Below are 14,348 nucleotides of genomic sequence, written 5' to 3'. Positions count from 1 at the left end.
CCGACCACGCCGCTGGCGATCAGGAACTTCCGCCGGGTGAGCGTGTCCATGTGGCTCTGCTCCTCAGTGGATGGTGTATTCGGGGCTATACGCATCACCCGCGCCGGATGATGCGTATATGGATGCAGAGCAAGCGTGTCCCACGTGGACAAAAGTCCGCGACCAACCGCGGACCTGGCAGCGAAGCGAAGCGAGCGGTGTCCGGCGGGAGCGGCGGTCCGGACCACCGCGGACCCGGGGAAGGCCGGGCCTGATCCTGGAAAAGCAAAACCCCCCGAGAGATCTCGAGGGGTTGCCCTGTGTAGCCCCGATGGGATTCGAACCCACGCTACCGCCTTGAGAGGGCGGCGTCCTAGGCCGCTAGACGACGGGGCCAGGACTTCCGATGTCGCGGTGGCGACGGAGCGGAACTCTACCAGAGTCCAGCGCCGGTGCCATCTCGGCATCGTTGCTGGGGTACCAGGACTCGAACCTAGACTAACTGAACCAGAATCAGTTGGGCTGCCAATTACCCCATACCCCAATGGCGCTTGAAGCGCCGAGTGAGAACTTTACCGGAGGGGGTGGCGACCACCAAATCGGCCACCCCCTGCTTCGACGTCACTCGATGGCGGTGACCGGGTTGGTCAGCTCGCCGATGCCCTGGATCCGCACCGACACCGTCTCGCCCGCCAGGATGGGGCTGACGCCCGCCGGCGTGCCGGTCAGGATCACGTCGCCCGGGCCCAGCGTCATCACGTGTGAGACGTACGACACGATCGTCGGGATGTCGAAGACCATGTCCCGGGTGTTGCCGAGCTGCCGCACCTCGAGCTCCTCCGGCGGGCGGCCGACCTCGCAGCGCACCTCCAGCGCGCTGACGTCGAGGTCCGTCTCGATCCACGGGCCGATCGGGCAGAACGTGTCGAAGCCCTTGGCCCGGGTCCACTGCCCGTCGCTGCGCTGGAGGTCCCGCGCGGTCACGTCGTTGGCGCACGTGTAGCCGAAGATGGCCCGCTCGGCGCCGGCGCGGTCGACCCGGCGGGCGCCCTGGACGCCGATCACGACGGCCAGCTCGGCCTCGTGCTCGACCTGCTTCGACTGGATCGGCAGCTCGATCGGGTCGCCGGGCCCGATCACCGACGACGGCGGCTTGAGGAACAGCAGCGGCTCCTTGGGCACCTCGTTGCCCAGCTCGGACGCGTGCTCGACGTAGTTGCGGCCGACCGCGACGATTTTGCGGGGCAGCATCGGCGGCAGCAGCCGCACGTCGGCCAGCGCCCAGCGCCGGTTGGTGAACTTGATCTCGCCGAATGGCAGGCCCTCGATCTCGGCCACGGTCAGCGCGCCGGGCCCCGCGCCGGTCTCACCCTCGACGACGCCGAACGACTGCCCGTTGGAATGGGCGAACAGAGCGATACGCACGCGACAAATCTAGCCGTCGCACAGCCTGTCCCCACCGGCGGCGGCGGAGTTGCCATGCTAGGTAGGTCTGCACCAGGCGACGGGGAGGTTCGCGGTGCGCGACGAGCAACCCAATGTGGCCCGCATGTGGGACTACCACCTGGGCGGCGACCGGGCTTGCAGCGCCGACCGGCGGCTCGCCGACGCGGTCACGGCCGCCTGCCCCGAGGTCCCGCTGGCCGCCCGGGCCAACCGCGCCTTCCTGGGCCGGGTCGTGCACCACCTGGTGACCCTCGGCGTCCGGCAGTTCCTCGACCTCGGCGCCGGGCTGCCGACCCACCGCAACACCCACGAGATGGCCTGCGGCAGCCGGGTCGTCTACGTCGACATCGACCCGCTGGCCGTGCTGCACAACCGGGTCGGCGTGATCGGCAACCCCGACGTCACCGTCGTGCAGGCCGACCTGCGCGACCCGGAGCTGGTGCTGCGGCACCGCGACGTGCGCCACTACATCGACTTCCGGCGCCCGGTCGCGGTGCTCGCCCTGGCCGTCTACCACCTCGTGCCCGACGTCGAGGAGCCGGCGGCCGGCGTCGCCGCCATCTACGACCAGGTCCCGCCGGGCAGCTACCTCGCGATCAGCCACGCCAGCGCCGACCAGGCACCGGACCGGGCCGCCCGGGTGGCCGGCCTCTACGCGGCCGCCGGGATCCTGGTGCGGCCGCGCAGCCGGGCCGAGATCACGGCGATCTTCGATCGCTTCCGGCCGGTCGGCCCCGGCGTGGTGGCCGTCGGCGCCTGGCACCCGGCGGCGCCGCCGGGAGACCCGGGACCGGCCGGATGGTACGGCGGCCTCGGACGGAAAACCGGCTGATAGACCTTGCTCGGTTTACGCACCTGGGGGCACCCGGCCAAGCCAGGATCTGGGCATGACTGACAAAACCATGCGCTACACCGACCAGGAGCGCGACACCCTGCGCAACTCGGCGATGGGCGCGATGATGCTCGTCTCGAAGTCCGATCCCGGAATCATGAGCACGATCAAGGAGATGTTCGCGGGCTCCAAGGCGCTCCGCAGCGCCTCCCCGGAGATGCAGGACATCTTCAAGGGCGGCGGCAGCATGCCGAAGATGCCGAAGGGCTCCCAGGCCGACATGGAGAACAACGTCATGTCGATGCTGCAGCAGTCGATGCAGATCCTGCAGAAGAACCCGCAGGACCAGCAGAACTTCCGCAGCACGATCATGAACGTCTGCGACCAGGTCGCCAAGGCGCAGGGCGGCGTGAGCGAGAACGAAACAGCCATGATCAACAAGATCCGGTCGGCCCTGGGCGGCTGACCAGAGCCGCACGGTGGCGCCGCGGACACTTCAGGACGCGGCGCCACCGCTGGCTACCCTGGGCGGGTGACGGTTCTGGAGCGCTCCGCCTGGGTCGCCCGCCGGCACGCCCACGAGCGGCGGGTCGACGGGTGGGTCGGGCCGCACCTGGACCGCCGCAAGGCGGGCCGGCGCCATCCCGTCGAGGACTTCCTGTTCACCTACTACTCCCACCGCCCCGCGCAGTTGCGCCGCTGGCATCCGGGCGCGGGCGTCGCCCTCGCCGGCGCCACCGTCGCGGAACTGGGCCGCGACTACACCGCCGGGCCCGTGGGCGTGACGGTCGACATCGACGCGGTACGCGCCCGGCGCGCCGACTCGATCGCCTGGATCCGCACGCTGCTCGCCAACACCGCCGCCCGCCCGGCCCAGCTGGGCTGCTTCGGCATGCACGAGTGGGCCATGGTCTACCGGCAGACCCAGCACGAGGTCCGGCACGACGCCTGGCCGCTGCGGCTCTCCCCGGCCGACACCGCGGCCGTGGTCGAGGAGCGCGGCGTGCGCTGCAGCCACTTCGACGCGTTCCGGTTCTTCACCCCGGCGGCCCGCCCGCTCAACGTGCTGACGCCCGCCCGGGACCGCCAGCACGAGCTCGAACAGCCCGGTTGCCTGCACGCCAACATGGACCTCTACAAGTGGGCCTACAAGCTGTCCCCGCTGGTGCCCAGCGAGCTCGTGGCCGACTGTTTCGCCCTGGCCCGCGACATCCGCGCCCTGGACATGCGGGCGAGCCCGTACGACCTGGCCGCCCTGGGCTATCCCCCGGTCCGGGTCGAGACCCCGACGGGGCGCGCCGAGTACGCCACCGCCCAGCGCGGGTTCGCCGAGCGCGCCGCACCCCTGCGCGCCCGCCTGCTCGCGGCGGTCGGCGCGCTCTAGCCCACCTGCTCGCGCTGCTTGCGGTAATGGCGCCGGGCGCGGGCGCGGTTGCCGCACATGCGGCTGTCGCACCACTGTCTACTGTGGTTGCGGCTCTCGTCGACGAACAGCCAGCCGCACGTCTCGCCCGGGCACTGTTTCAGCGGCGGTCCGTCGGTCGAGCCCAGCACCGCCACCGCGTCCGTGGCCGCTTCCCAGGTCGGCACGTCCAGCCCCGTCCAGCCCGGTCGCAGGTCGGCGCCCACCCGCAGCTGCCGCATCCCCGCCCGGAACGACCGGTCCAGCGCCGCCACGTCGGCCCCGTCCGGTGAGGCGCCCGCCGCCACCGCGGAGAACAGCCGGAACAGCGCCTCCCGCAGCCCCAGCGCCCGTTCCAGGGCCGCCCGCGCACCGGCGGGATCCGCCGCCGCCTCCGCCTCGCAGGCCGCCAGGGCGGCGTCGTCGATGCCGCCCGCGTCGCGTACGTAGCCCGCCAGGGCCGCGTAGGAGCCGATCCGCTCGATCGGCTCCGCGGAACGCCGCCAGAGCACGCTGTTGACCAGGGCCAGGCAGAGGCGGCCGCCGAGGGCGTGTGCGATCGGGCGGGCCGGGCGGAGTTCGACGCTCAACACCCTAACGAGTCTAAGGGTCTTGACCTGTTAAACGTCCGCGCCTTACCGTTCCTAACATGTATTCGATGTCACGATCGTTAGGAGTTGCGCTCATCGCGGCCGCGTTGCTGAGTGGGTCCGCCGCGTCCGCCGGTGGCACCGATCCGTTCCCCTACCGGCGCGGGCCGGTCACCATCACCGAGCACGGCGTCGAGGACCGCGGCGGTGTGCTGGTCCGCGACATCACCTACCAGGGGCGGGCCGGCGAGCCGGTGCGCGCCTACCTCGTCGAGCCGGCCCGCAAGGGCCACTACCCGGCACTGCTCTACCTGCACTGGTTCGAGCCACCCAACCCCACCAGCAGCCGCCTCGAGTTCCTCGACGAGGCCGTCGCGCGGGCCCGCCAGGGCGCCGTCGCGCTGCTGCCGGACCTGACCTTCCCGTGGTCGGTCGACGTGGTCGGCGACCGCCGCGACGTCGCGAACGTCGTTGCACAGACGGTCCGCCTGCGCGTCGGGCTGGACCTGCTGACCGCCCGGGCCAAGGTGGACAAGGTCGCAATGGTCGGCCACGACTACGGCGGCATGTACGGGCTGCTGCTCGCCTCCGCCGACCGCGACCGGGTCAGTGCCGTCGTGGCCATGAACGTGGACGCCACCTTCAGCAACTGGTTCGCGACGTTCTTCCTCGGCCTGTCCGGCGATGCCACGATCGCCTACGAGAAGCTCTTCGAGCGGGTCGACCCGATCCACTTCGTCGCGCAGCGGGGCGGCGTGCCCGTGCTGTTCCAGTTCGCCGAGCCCGACTTCTTCGTGCCCGACTCCACCCGGCGCACGCTCGTCTCGCTCGCCGAGCGCCCCAAGGACCACCGCCTCTACCCCGACGCGGGACACGAGCTCGACGCGGCGGCGCGGGCCGACCGGCAGGCCTGGCTGACGCCCCACCTGGAGCGGAGCTAGCCGCCGCCCGCGATGATCCGGTCGGCCGCCTGGGAAGCCTGCTCGATCGGGATCGCGAAGCCGATCCCGATCGAGCCGCCGCCCTCCAGCGACGCGATCGCCGTGTTCACGCCGACCACCTCGCCGCGACCGTTGACCAGCGGCCCGCCGGAGTTGCCCGGATTGATCGACGCGTCGGTCTGGATGGCCGTCTGGCTGCGGCCCTTGCCCAGCTTCACCACGCGGTCCAGCGCGCTGACGATGCCGGCGGTGACGGTGCCCGAGAGCCCGAGCGGCGTGCCCACCGCGATCACCGGCTCGCCGACCTGGGTCGTGCCGGGCTTCGCCAGTGGCAGCGGGCGCAGGCCCGTGTTCGGCGGCACCCTCAGCACCGCGATGTCGCGGTCCGGGTCCCGCCCGACCAATGTGGCCGGGATCCGCCGCCCGGTCGGCGTCTCCACGTACACCGCCTTGGGCTCGCCGGCGCCCAGCGTGTGGTCGTTGGTGACGATGTTCTGGTTGCCGTCGATCGCGAAGCCCGAACCCGCGGTGGCGCTGCCGTCCGCGGCCCGCACCTCCACCGAGACCACACCGGCGAGCGTGTTGTTGGCCGCGGCGATCATGTCGCCCGGCACGCCGCCGGCCGGCGCGCTCGGCGTCGGCGAGGGCTGCGCGCCGGCGCCGCCGTCCTCGCGGGCCACGAAGCCGCCGGCGAGCCCGCCCGAGACGGCGGAGACCAGGACCACCGCGGCGCCGACGAGCGCGGCCCGGCGCCAGCCGGCGGTCGAGAACGACCGCCGCCGGCCGCCGGGTGGCAGGCCCGACCGGCCGTCGCCGTCGAGCAGGTCGAGGTCGGGCGAGACGTACTCAGGGCCGCGCGGGTCGCCGAGGCCGGGTGGCTTCGTCGGAGTCGTCGTCATCGCCCCTCCTCACGGGATCCTGGAGAACCAGAGCATCGACGCGAGCGCCGTGAGCATGGCGATGATCAGCGCCAGCCCGATGTAGCGGGCCGAGACGTCCGCCCGTTCCTTCACGTAGCCGACCGAGGTGCCGATGTCGGCGTACACCGCGCGCAGTTCTTCCTTGGAGTCGGCCTCGTGGTAGCTGCCCTTGGTCTTCTCGGCCACCCCGCGCAGCGTCTCGCCGTCGACCGGCACCGACATGGCCACGCCACCGCGGCGGGCGATCTCCCCGGCCGTGGTGCCGAACGAGATCGTGTCGACCGGGACGCCGGCGGTGTCCGCCTCGTCGGCGGCCTCGTCCGGGTCGCGGCCGGAGGTGTTGGCGCCGTCGGAGAGCAGCACGATCCGGGCCGGCGGCGGGTCCTTGTCGGCCCGGGCGTCGATGCTGCGGATCGCGTCCAGGGACGTGGTGATCGCCTCGCCGATCGCGGTGCCGCCCAGCCCGGCGGTCGTCTCGTCGAGCCGGTCCACGCCGGACTTGAAGACGTCGCGGTCGGTGTTCGGCGGCACCACCACCGTGGCGTTGCCGGCGAACGCGACCAGGCCCACGTTGAAGTGGCGCGGCAGGCCGTCGGCGAACTCGCGCGCCGCGTCCTTGGCCGCGCGCAGCCGGTCCGGCGGCACGTCGGTGGCCAGCATCGAGGCCGACACGTCGACCGCGATGATCACGGTCGCGCGTTCCTTGGCCACCTGCACGTCGTCGGTCGGCCGGGCGAAGCCGACCACCAGCAGCGCCAGCATGGACAGGAACAACGCCGCGGGTACGTGGCGGCGCCAGGCCGGGCGGGCCGGCGCGACCCGGTCGAGCAGGCGGAGGTTGGTGAACCGCACCGCGTACCGGCTGCGCCGCCGCTGCATCAGGACGTACGCGATCGTGAGCAGCGCGACACCGACGAGCAGCCAGAGCCGTCCGGGGTTGAGGAAGGCCACGTCCGGCACGCCGCCACCGTTCACCGGGCACCTCCGGCGGGCCGGCGGCGAGCGGGCGCGGCGGCCGCCCGCCGGTGCTGGTTGAGCACGTGCCGCACGATGTCGGCGACCCAGTCCCGGTCCGTCCGCAGTGGAAGGTGGCTGGCGCCGCTGCGGCGCAGGCCCGCCGCCACCGCCGCCCGCTCCTCGCGCGCCGCCGCGGCGTACCGCTCCCGCAGCTTGCGGTCGCCGGTGGAGACCTCGCGCCGCCGGCCGGACTCCGGGTCGATGAACGTGATCAGTCCGACGTCCGGCAGCTCGAGCTCGCGCGGGTCGGTCACCTCGACGGCGAGCACCTGGTGCCGGGCGGCCAGCCGCTTGAGCGGGCGTTCCCAGCGGAACTCGCCGCCCTCGGTCTCGTCGAGGAAGTCCGACACCACGACCGCGAGTCCCCTGTGGATCGCGGAGCGCTGCAGCCCTTCGATCGCCGTCGCGAGATCGAGGCCGGCGCCGGCCTCCTCCCGCCCCGCGCCGAGCAGGTCGTGCAGGAGGGCCTGGAGGTGTTCGCGGCCGGTCCGGGCCGGCACCCGCCGGATGCCGTTCTGGCGGAGCACGTGCGCGCCGATCCGGTTGCCCGCGCCGGCGGTGAGGAACCCGACCGCGGCCACCGCGGCCACGGCCAGCTCGCGCTTCTCGACCTCGGCGGTGCCGAAGTCCATGCTGGCCGAGCCGTCGACCAGCACCCAGGTGGTCAGCTCGCGGTCGGCGTCGACCTCGCGCACGTGCGGGGTGTTGGTGCGGGCGGTCACCGCCCAGTCCATCCAGCGCACCTCGTCCTCGCCGGGCCGGTACTCCCGGGAACCCGCGAACTCGGACCCCGGGCCGGGCAGCAACCCCAGGTACTGGCCCTGCAGCATGCCGTCGAGACGCCGGGTGACCATCAGCTCCAGCCGGCGGAGCCGCTCCTCGGGCGCGAGCTCCCGCACGGTCGCCGCGGCCGCCCGGGAGGTCATGCCGCCGCCAGTCCCCGAAGCTCCGCGTCGGGTTCCGCCGCCAGCCGGGGCGGGGGCACGACGTCGACGAGCTTTTCCACGACGGACTCCGCCGACACCCCGTCCGCGACCGCGTCGAACGAGAGCACGAGCCGGTGCGCGATCACCTCGGTGGCCAGCTCACGGACGTCGTCGGGCACCACGTAGTCCCGGCCGCGCAGCAGGGCCAGCCCGCGGGCGGCGGCGACCAGGCCGAGCGTGGCGCGCGGGCTGGCGCCGTACGCGAGCTGCTTGGCCACCTCGACCAGGCCGAACCGCTCGGGCTCGCGGGTGGCCAGCACCAGGCGGACCACGTACTCGGCGATCGCGTGGTGCACGAACACCTTGCGGTTGAGGGCCTGCAGCTCGCGCAGGCGGGCGGGGTCCAGGACCCGGCGGGCCCGCGGCCGCTCGCCGCTCATCCGGTAGAGGATGCCCAGCTCCTCCTCGTCGGTCGGATAACCCACCACGACCCGCATCAGGAACCGGTCCCGCTGTGCCTCCGGCAGGTGATAGACGCCCTCGGACTCGATCGGGTTCTGCGTCGCCAGGACGAGAAACGGCTCGGGTACGGGCCACGACCGCCCACCGATCGACACCTGCCGCTCCGCCATCGCCTCCAGCAGCGCCGACTGCACCTTCGCCGGCGCCCGGTTGATCTCGTCCGCCAGCACCAGGTTCGCCATCACCGGGCCCAGCTCCACGTCGAACGACTCCGTCGACGCCCGGTAGATCCGGGTGCCCACGATGTCCGACGGCACCAGGTCCGGCGTGAACTGGATCCGGGCGAAGGTGCCGCCCACGGTCTCGGCCAGCGTCTGCGCCGCCAGCGTCTTCGCCACGCCCGGTACGCCCTCCAGCAGGCAGTGCCCGTCGGCCAACAGGGCCACGACCAGCCGTTCCACCAGCCGGTCCTGCCCGACGATCACCCGCTTGACCTCGAACAGCACCTCTTCGAGCTCGGCCGAGGTGCGCCGCGCGGCGGCCGGGTCCGAGCCGGCCGCGTAGGCCTCGTCGGGCGTCTCCTCCGCGAAGTCGAACTCGGACGGTGGCGGCAAGCTGGGCGTCATGATGTCGAGACTCCCGGTTGGGCACGGGATTGGGAGCCTTTTAGCCCAATTTGTTCTTGATCATTTAGGTTCGCGCAGGTCAGCCACGAAGATCGGCAGATCCCGCAGCCGGTCGGTGGCCGTGCGGTCCAGTTCCTCGATCGCGAACGGCCCAGGATCCGCCAGCCCGAGGGTCCGCAGGAGCCGTTCGGCGAGCCGGCTGAGCATCAGGCCGGCCCGGCGGGCGAAGCGGTCGGGCGGGGGCGGCAGGCGCCCGCCGTGGGCCAGGTAGGCCGCCGCCGCGCGGTCCGTGCGGGCGCCGTGACCACCGCCGAAGGCGTACGCCGCGTGGGCGGCCACCAGGCCGGCGCTGTCGGGGCCGGCCGCGTCCCAGTCGACGACCACCGGGCCCGCGGCCGTCACCAGCACGTTCCACCGCTCCAGGTCCCGGTGGGTGAACACGTAGTCGCCGGCCCGCGCGAACGCGCCGGCCACCCACCCGGTCGCGCCCGCCAGGTCGGGCAGCCGCCGGCCCAGCACGGCGGCCCACGGCCGGCCCTGGCGCTCGCCCTCGGCCTGCCAGGTCGCCCAGCGCTCGAGCGGGTGGATGCCGTAGACCACCGGCTCCGCGGCGGCCAGCGGGCGCAGCGCGTGCAGCCGCGCCAGCGCGGCGCCCAGCCAGTCGGCCAGGTCGTCGCCGGGCCCGACCGGCCGGCCGTCGACCCACTCGGACACCCGGACCAGCGTGCCGTCGGGCAGGCGGGCGGCACACCCGACCGCGGGACGCACGGGAGCCACCTGGCGCGGCACCGCGACGCCGGCGAGGCCCGCCTCCCGCTCGAACGCCATCGCCGCGGCGGACGCCACCGGCCGGGCTTCGGGCACCTGCTTGACCAGGAAGCGGTCGCCGCCGGCGGTCAACTGCCAGGTGCGGTTGCTGGAGTACGCGTGCGGCACCAGCGTCGCGCCCCGCTCCGGCAGCCCGAAGAGCGCGCAGACGGCTTCTGCGTCGACCGGCATCCGGCGACGATACCGCCGGGCCGGTGGGACGGATCTTCGCCGGAAGCCCACCATTCCTTCACACGCGCTGGCTAGCGTGCTTCCTGTGCGGACGATCATCCAGCAGCTCACCAGCACCGCGCCCGACCAGCGGGGGCGGTCGGTCGCGGTGTCGGTGGGCTGCTGGCTGGTCGTCGCGCCGGGTGCCGCCTGGGCCGCCGTCCGGCTCGGTGGCTGGGAGCGCGGCCCCCTGGTGCACCTGCTCGCCTACACGCCGTACGCGGCGGGCCTGAGCGTCCTGCCCCTGATCGGCACGCTGGCCCTGCGGCGCTGGAAGGCCGCCGCCGTCGCGGCCCTGGCGCTCGCGGCGCTGACGGGCGTCGTGCTGCCGCGGACGATCGCGAGCGCGGCGGCGGACAACGGCGGGCCACGGCTGCGGGTGCTGACCGCCAACATCAAGCACGGCGAGGCCGACGCGGCGGAGCTGGTCCGGCTGGTCCGCGAGCACCGCGTCGACGTGCTCGCGGTGCAGGAGCTCAACAGCGGGTTCATCGCGGAGTTCGACGAGGCCGGCATCGGCGCGCTGCTGCCGCACCGGATCGTCGACGACCCGGCGATCCACGTCAACGGCGGGCTCTACTCCCGGGTGCCACTGACCGGCACGGGAGTGCACAAGGACGACTCGGGCTTCACGCAGGCGTACGGCACGGTGAAGCTGCCCGGCGCCGCACCGCTGACGATCGAGTCGGTGCACTCGTGCGCGCCCCTGTCGGTGTCGGACGTGCCGTGCTGGTTCGCCGGCCTGCGCGGCCAGCAACCGGCCACACCGGACGGTCCGGTCCGGCTGCTGATGGGCGACTTCAACGCCACAGTGGACCACGCTCCGCTGCGGGCCTTGCTGGCGACGGGATACGACGACGCGGCGGTCGGCACCGGCAACGGGCTCAAGGGCACCTGGCGCCCGATCGACCACAGCTTCTCGGCGCCGCCGGTCGCGATCGACCACATCCTGGTCGACCCGCGCCTGTCGGTCCACGGGTTCGCGGTGTGGCCGCTGCCGGGCAGCGACCACAGCGCCGTCTTCGCCGAGCTCTCGTTGCCGGTCAGCTAGCCGCGGGCTGGCGCCGCAGGCCGTAGGTGAGCGCGTCGACGAGGGCGCGCCAGCTCGCCTCGACCACGTTCTCGTGCACGCCGACCGTGGTCCAGTCGCGCCCCGCGCCGTCGTTGGTCTCCACGAGCACGCGGGTGACCGCGCCCGAGCCGTGGGAGCCCTCGAGGATGCGCACCTTGTAGTCCCCGAGCACGAAATCGGCCAGCTCCGGGTAATGCTTCGACAGGGCCAGCCGGAGCGCCTCGTCGAGCGCGTTCACCGGGCCGTTGCCCTCCGCCGTCGCGATGACCCGCTCGCCGCGGACCCGGACCTTGGCGGTCGCCTCGGAGACCACAGCGCCGTCCTCGCGGTGCTCGACCAGCACCCGGTAGGACTCGAGCGCGAACGGGCGGTGCACCTCGCCCAGCTCGCCGCGGACCAGCAGCTCGAAGCTCGCGTCCGCGGCCTCGAACGACCACCCGCCGGCCTCCAGGTCCTTGACCCGCTGGGTGACCCGGGACAGCTCGGTCGGATGGCCGGCCAGGTCGATGCCGAGCTCGCGGCTCTTGAGCTCGATGCTGGCCCGGCCGGCCATCTCGGTGACCAGGATCCGCATGTCGTTGCCGACGACCGAGGGCTCGACGTGGTTGTAGAGCAGGGGATCCACTTTGATCGCGCTCGCGTGCAGGCCCGCCTTGTGGGCGAACGCCGCCGCTCCCACGTACGCCTGGTGGGTGTCGGGTGCGATGTTGGCGATCTCGGCGATGGAGTGGGACACCCGCATCGCCTGTTCCAGGCAGCCGTCCGGTAGGACGGGCAGGCCCAGCTTGAGTTGCAGGTTCGCGACGACCGCGAACAGGTCGGCGTTGCCGGGGCGTTCGCCGTAGCCGTTGGCGGTGCACTGGAAGTGCTCAACGCCGGCCTCGACCGCGGCGACCGTGTTGGCGACCGCGCACGAGGTGTCGTTCTGGCAGTGGATGCCGAGCCGGTCGGGGGTGACGCCGAGGCGGGCCGTGAGGTCGGCGATCGCGGCCGTGATCCGCGACGGGAGCATGCCGCCGTTGGTGTCGCACATCACCACCCGCTCGGCGCCGCCCTCGAACGCCGCGGCCACGACGGAGGCCGTGTAGTCGGGATCGAAGCGGTAGCCGTCGAAGAAGTGCTCGCAGTCGAGGAACACGCGGCGGTCGTTCTTCACGAAGTGGGCCACGGTCTCGCGGACCATCGCCAGGTTCTCGTCGCCGGTGGTGCGCAGCGCGCGTTCGACGTGCCGGATGTCGGACTTGGCGACCAGGCACACGGCCGGCGTCTCGGCGTCGAGGAGCGCGCGGACCTGCGCGTCCTCGTCGACACCGACGCCGGCCTTGCGGGTCGCGCCGAACGCGACGAGCTGCGCGTGCTTGAGGTCGAGCTCCGTGCGGGCGCGCCTGAAGAACTCGGTGTCCTTGGGCATCGCACCGGGCCAGCCGCCCTCGATGAAACCCACGCCGAACTCGTCGAGCAGGCGGGCGACGGCGAGCTTGTCGACCACCGAGTAGCTGATTCCCTCGCGCTGTGCCCCGTCGCGCAGCGTGGTGTCGTACACCTGGTAGGAGGGCATGATCCTGTCTTCCTTTCGCGGAAAAGCGATGGGGCCTGGCATCAACAAAAAGACCCCCCGCGAATGCGGGAGGTCTGCGCGCTCGGCGGTGTCGAATGCCGGCGCGCTAGCTGCCAATAATGAGGGCGAGGTGTGTCACGCTCCGTACTTTGCCATGGCCACGCCGTGACGCCAACTACCTGACCACATGTCGGGATCACTCGTTGGGGCGTTTCGCACCCACCGCGTCGGGTAGGAACTTCTGCGACCAGCTACACCAGTCGACACAAGGAGTGAGGTTCCATGGCGATGAACGCCTACGATCCGTGGACGTTCCGTGACGAGGCCGGCGTGACCGGTTCCGACCTGGTCGGCTACAAGGTCGAGGCGACCGACGGCAGCATTGGCAAGATCGACAGCGCCAGCCACGACGTCGCCGCCAGCTATCTGGTGGTCGACACCGGCGTGTGGATCTTCGGCAAGAAGGTCATGCTGCCCGCCGGGGTCGTCAACCGCGTCGACCACGAGGACCAGAAGGTCTTCGTCGACCGGAGCAAGGACCAGATCAAGGACGCTCCGGAGTACGCGGCGGACAGCCACACCGACGAGGCCTACCGGGCCAAGCTCGGCGACTACTACGGCGGTAACCCCCGTATGTAGCTCGGTCGACACCGGCGCCCGCCCGATCCCCCCGGGCGGGCGCCGGTTCGTGTCCATAGTGGATTGGTCGAGGTGGGCTACCGTGTCCGGCATGGAGCTCAACCGGTCGTACACCCTAGACGGCGTCTTCAACTTCCGCGACATCGGCGGCTACACCGGGCACGAGGGCCGCACCGTGCGGTGGCGGCGGGTGTTCCGGTCCGACTCGGTGCACCGCATCTCCCCCGCCGAGCTGCCCGCCCTGGGTGTGCGCACGGTGATCGACCTCCGCCGCCCGCGCGAGGTGGACCGCGACGGCCGGGTGGCCGACTACCCGGGTCTCGACTACCGGCACATCCACCCGGACCACCCGGAATGGGTGCCGGCGGACGCCGACGGCGTGCTGGACCGGTTCATCGCCGACCGCTACCGCGAGCTGGCCGAGCTGGGCACCGACGGCATCGGTGGCGCGCTCAAGGTGATCGCGGATCCGGCGGCCGCGCCGCTGGTCGTGCACTGTGTGGCCGGCAAGGACCGCACGGGCGTGGTCTGCGCGCTGACGCTGTCCCTGCTCGGTGTCAGCGACGACGACGTGGCGGCCGACTACGCGCTCAGCACGGCGGCCTCGGAGCGCTTCTCGGCCTGGCTGCGCGAGTCGCTCCCGGCCCTCGAGGTGCCGCCGGCGCCGTTCATGGCCTCGCCCGCGACGGCCATGCACCTGTTCCTCGACGAGCTGCGCGAGCGGCACGGCTCGATCGAGGGCTACGCGAAGTTCGCGGGCCTGACGACCGAGGACCTCACGGCCCTGCGGTCGCACCTGCTGGAGCCGTGAGCCCGCTTTGCTCTGCATCCATATACCCATCGATGCGTATATGGATGCAGAGCAAGCGGCCGGCCATCCACGATGGACGGCCGGCGCAC

The 14,348-nt window shown here is 72.4% G+C and carries 15 protein-coding genes and 2 tRNA genes; 7 read left to right on the top strand and 10 right to left on the bottom strand.

Annotation, left to right across the window (positions count from 1 at the left end; genetic code table 11):
• Window positions 1-302 precede the first annotated feature (302 nt).
• The 3 genes from AB0H87_RS26035 to AB0H87_RS26025 all read right to left on the bottom strand — a co-directional run bounded on the left by AB0H87_RS26035 (window position 303) and on the right by AB0H87_RS26025 (window position 1,404).
• A tRNA-Glu gene (locus AB0H87_RS26035) sits at window positions 303-375 on the bottom strand.
• Between the two features lie 76 nt (window positions 376-451).
• Window positions 452-523: transfer RNA gene (locus AB0H87_RS26030), tRNA-Gln, on the bottom strand.
• 77 nt (window positions 524-600) lie between these two features.
• The gene (locus AB0H87_RS26025) at window positions 601-1,404 is read right to left on the bottom strand and encodes a fumarylacetoacetate hydrolase family protein (protein ID WP_360150751.1); all 804 of its coding nucleotides are present in this window, start codon (window positions 1,402-1,404) and stop codon (window positions 601-603) included.
• Between the two features lie 94 nt (window positions 1,405-1,498).
• On the opposite strand from AB0H87_RS26025, the gene AB0H87_RS26020 reads away from it, so the two are divergent.
• The 3 genes from AB0H87_RS26020 to AB0H87_RS26010 all read left to right on the top strand — a co-directional run bounded on the left by AB0H87_RS26020 (window position 1,499) and on the right by AB0H87_RS26010 (window position 3,641).
• Window positions 1,499-2,257, top strand: coding sequence for an SAM-dependent methyltransferase (locus AB0H87_RS26020; RefSeq protein ID WP_360150748.1), 759 nt, complete (start codon window positions 1,499-1,501; stop codon window positions 2,255-2,257).
• A gap of 55 nt (window positions 2,258-2,312) precedes the next feature.
• Window positions 2,313-2,723 carry a hypothetical protein gene (locus AB0H87_RS26015; RefSeq protein ID WP_360150745.1) on the top strand — a complete coding sequence of 137 codons (411 nt, stop codon included), beginning with the start codon at window positions 2,313-2,315 and terminating at the stop codon, window positions 2,721-2,723.
• 66 nt (window positions 2,724-2,789) lie between these two features.
• A complete protein-coding gene (locus AB0H87_RS26010; protein ID WP_360150742.1) occupies window positions 2,790-3,641 on the top strand; it encodes a 3-methyladenine DNA glycosylase in 852 nt (283 codons plus the stop codon).
• On the opposite strand, the gene AB0H87_RS26005 is transcribed toward AB0H87_RS26010, so the two are convergent.
• Window positions 3,638-4,252 (bottom strand): CGNR zinc finger domain-containing protein, encoded by a 615-nt coding sequence (locus AB0H87_RS26005; RefSeq protein WP_360150739.1) that lies wholly within the window; start codon window positions 4,250-4,252, stop codon window positions 3,638-3,640. The two genes, AB0H87_RS26010 and AB0H87_RS26005, sit on opposite strands and share 4 nt — an antisense overlap.
• Window positions 4,253-4,317: 65 nt before the next feature.
• Between AB0H87_RS26005 and AB0H87_RS26000 the strand changes: the two genes are divergently transcribed.
• Window positions 4,318-5,190 carry an alpha/beta fold hydrolase gene (locus tag AB0H87_RS26000; protein WP_360150736.1) on the top strand — a complete coding sequence of 291 codons (873 nt, stop codon included), beginning with the start codon at window positions 4,318-4,320 and terminating at the stop codon, window positions 5,188-5,190.
• Here AB0H87_RS26000 and AB0H87_RS25995 read toward each other — a convergent pair.
• From AB0H87_RS25995 to AB0H87_RS25975, 5 genes are all read right to left on the bottom strand, one after another.
• A complete protein-coding gene (locus AB0H87_RS25995; protein WP_360150733.1) occupies window positions 5,187-6,089 on the bottom strand; it encodes a trypsin-like peptidase domain-containing protein in 903 nt (300 codons plus the stop codon). The genes AB0H87_RS26000 and AB0H87_RS25995 overlap by 4 nt on opposite strands.
• A 9-nt stretch (window positions 6,090-6,098) precedes the next feature.
• Window positions 6,099-7,061 (bottom strand): VWA domain-containing protein, encoded by a 963-nt coding sequence (locus AB0H87_RS25990; protein ID WP_360150760.1) that lies wholly within the window; start codon window positions 7,059-7,061, stop codon window positions 6,099-6,101.
• A 20-nt stretch (window positions 7,062-7,081) separates the two neighbouring features.
• Window positions 7,082-8,053 (bottom strand): DUF58 domain-containing protein, encoded by a 972-nt coding sequence (locus AB0H87_RS25985; RefSeq protein ID WP_360150730.1) that lies wholly within the window; start codon window positions 8,051-8,053, stop codon window positions 7,082-7,084.
• Entirely contained in the window at window positions 8,050-9,129 is a 1,080-nt protein-coding gene (locus AB0H87_RS25980; RefSeq protein ID WP_360150757.1) for a MoxR family ATPase, read from the bottom strand. Before AB0H87_RS25980 ends, AB0H87_RS25985 begins: the two co-directional genes overlap by 4 nt.
• A gap of 72 nt (window positions 9,130-9,201) precedes the next feature.
• The gene (locus tag AB0H87_RS25975) at window positions 9,202-10,140 is read right to left on the bottom strand and encodes an aminoglycoside phosphotransferase family protein (RefSeq protein ID WP_360150727.1); all 939 of its coding nucleotides are present in this window, start codon (window positions 10,138-10,140) and stop codon (window positions 9,202-9,204) included.
• A gap of 154 nt (window positions 10,141-10,294) precedes the next feature.
• On the opposite strand from AB0H87_RS25975, the gene AB0H87_RS25970 reads away from it, so the two are divergent.
• On the top strand, window positions 10,295-11,230 hold the full coding sequence (locus tag AB0H87_RS25970; RefSeq protein WP_360150754.1) for an endonuclease/exonuclease/phosphatase family protein: 936 nt from the start codon (window positions 10,295-10,297) through the stop codon (window positions 11,228-11,230).
• On the opposite strand, the gene cimA is transcribed toward AB0H87_RS25970, so the two are convergent.
• Window positions 11,223-12,809 carry a citramalate synthase gene (gene cimA, locus AB0H87_RS25965; protein WP_360150724.1) on the bottom strand — a complete coding sequence of 529 codons (1,587 nt, stop codon included), beginning with the start codon at window positions 12,807-12,809 and terminating at the stop codon, window positions 11,223-11,225. The genes AB0H87_RS25970 and cimA overlap by 8 nt on opposite strands.
• Window positions 12,810-13,091: 282 nt before the next feature.
• Between cimA and AB0H87_RS25960 the strand changes: the two genes are divergently transcribed.
• Window positions 13,092-13,448 carry a PRC-barrel domain-containing protein gene (locus AB0H87_RS25960; protein WP_360150721.1) on the top strand — a complete coding sequence of 119 codons (357 nt, stop codon included), beginning with the start codon at window positions 13,092-13,094 and terminating at the stop codon, window positions 13,446-13,448.
• A gap of 91 nt (window positions 13,449-13,539) precedes the next feature.
• A complete protein-coding gene (locus tag AB0H87_RS25955) occupies window positions 13,540-14,259 on the top strand; it encodes a tyrosine-protein phosphatase (RefSeq protein WP_360150718.1) in 720 nt (239 codons plus the stop codon).
• Window positions 14,260-14,348: the final 89 nt, after the last annotated feature.

The organism is Asanoa sp. NPDC050611, from assembly GCF_040654855.1.
Taxonomy (GTDB): domain Bacteria; phylum Actinomycetota; class Actinomycetes; order Mycobacteriales; family Micromonosporaceae; genus Asanoa.
Note: the sequence above shows the minus strand (reverse complement) of the source record. Positions and strands in the feature narration are given on the sequence as shown.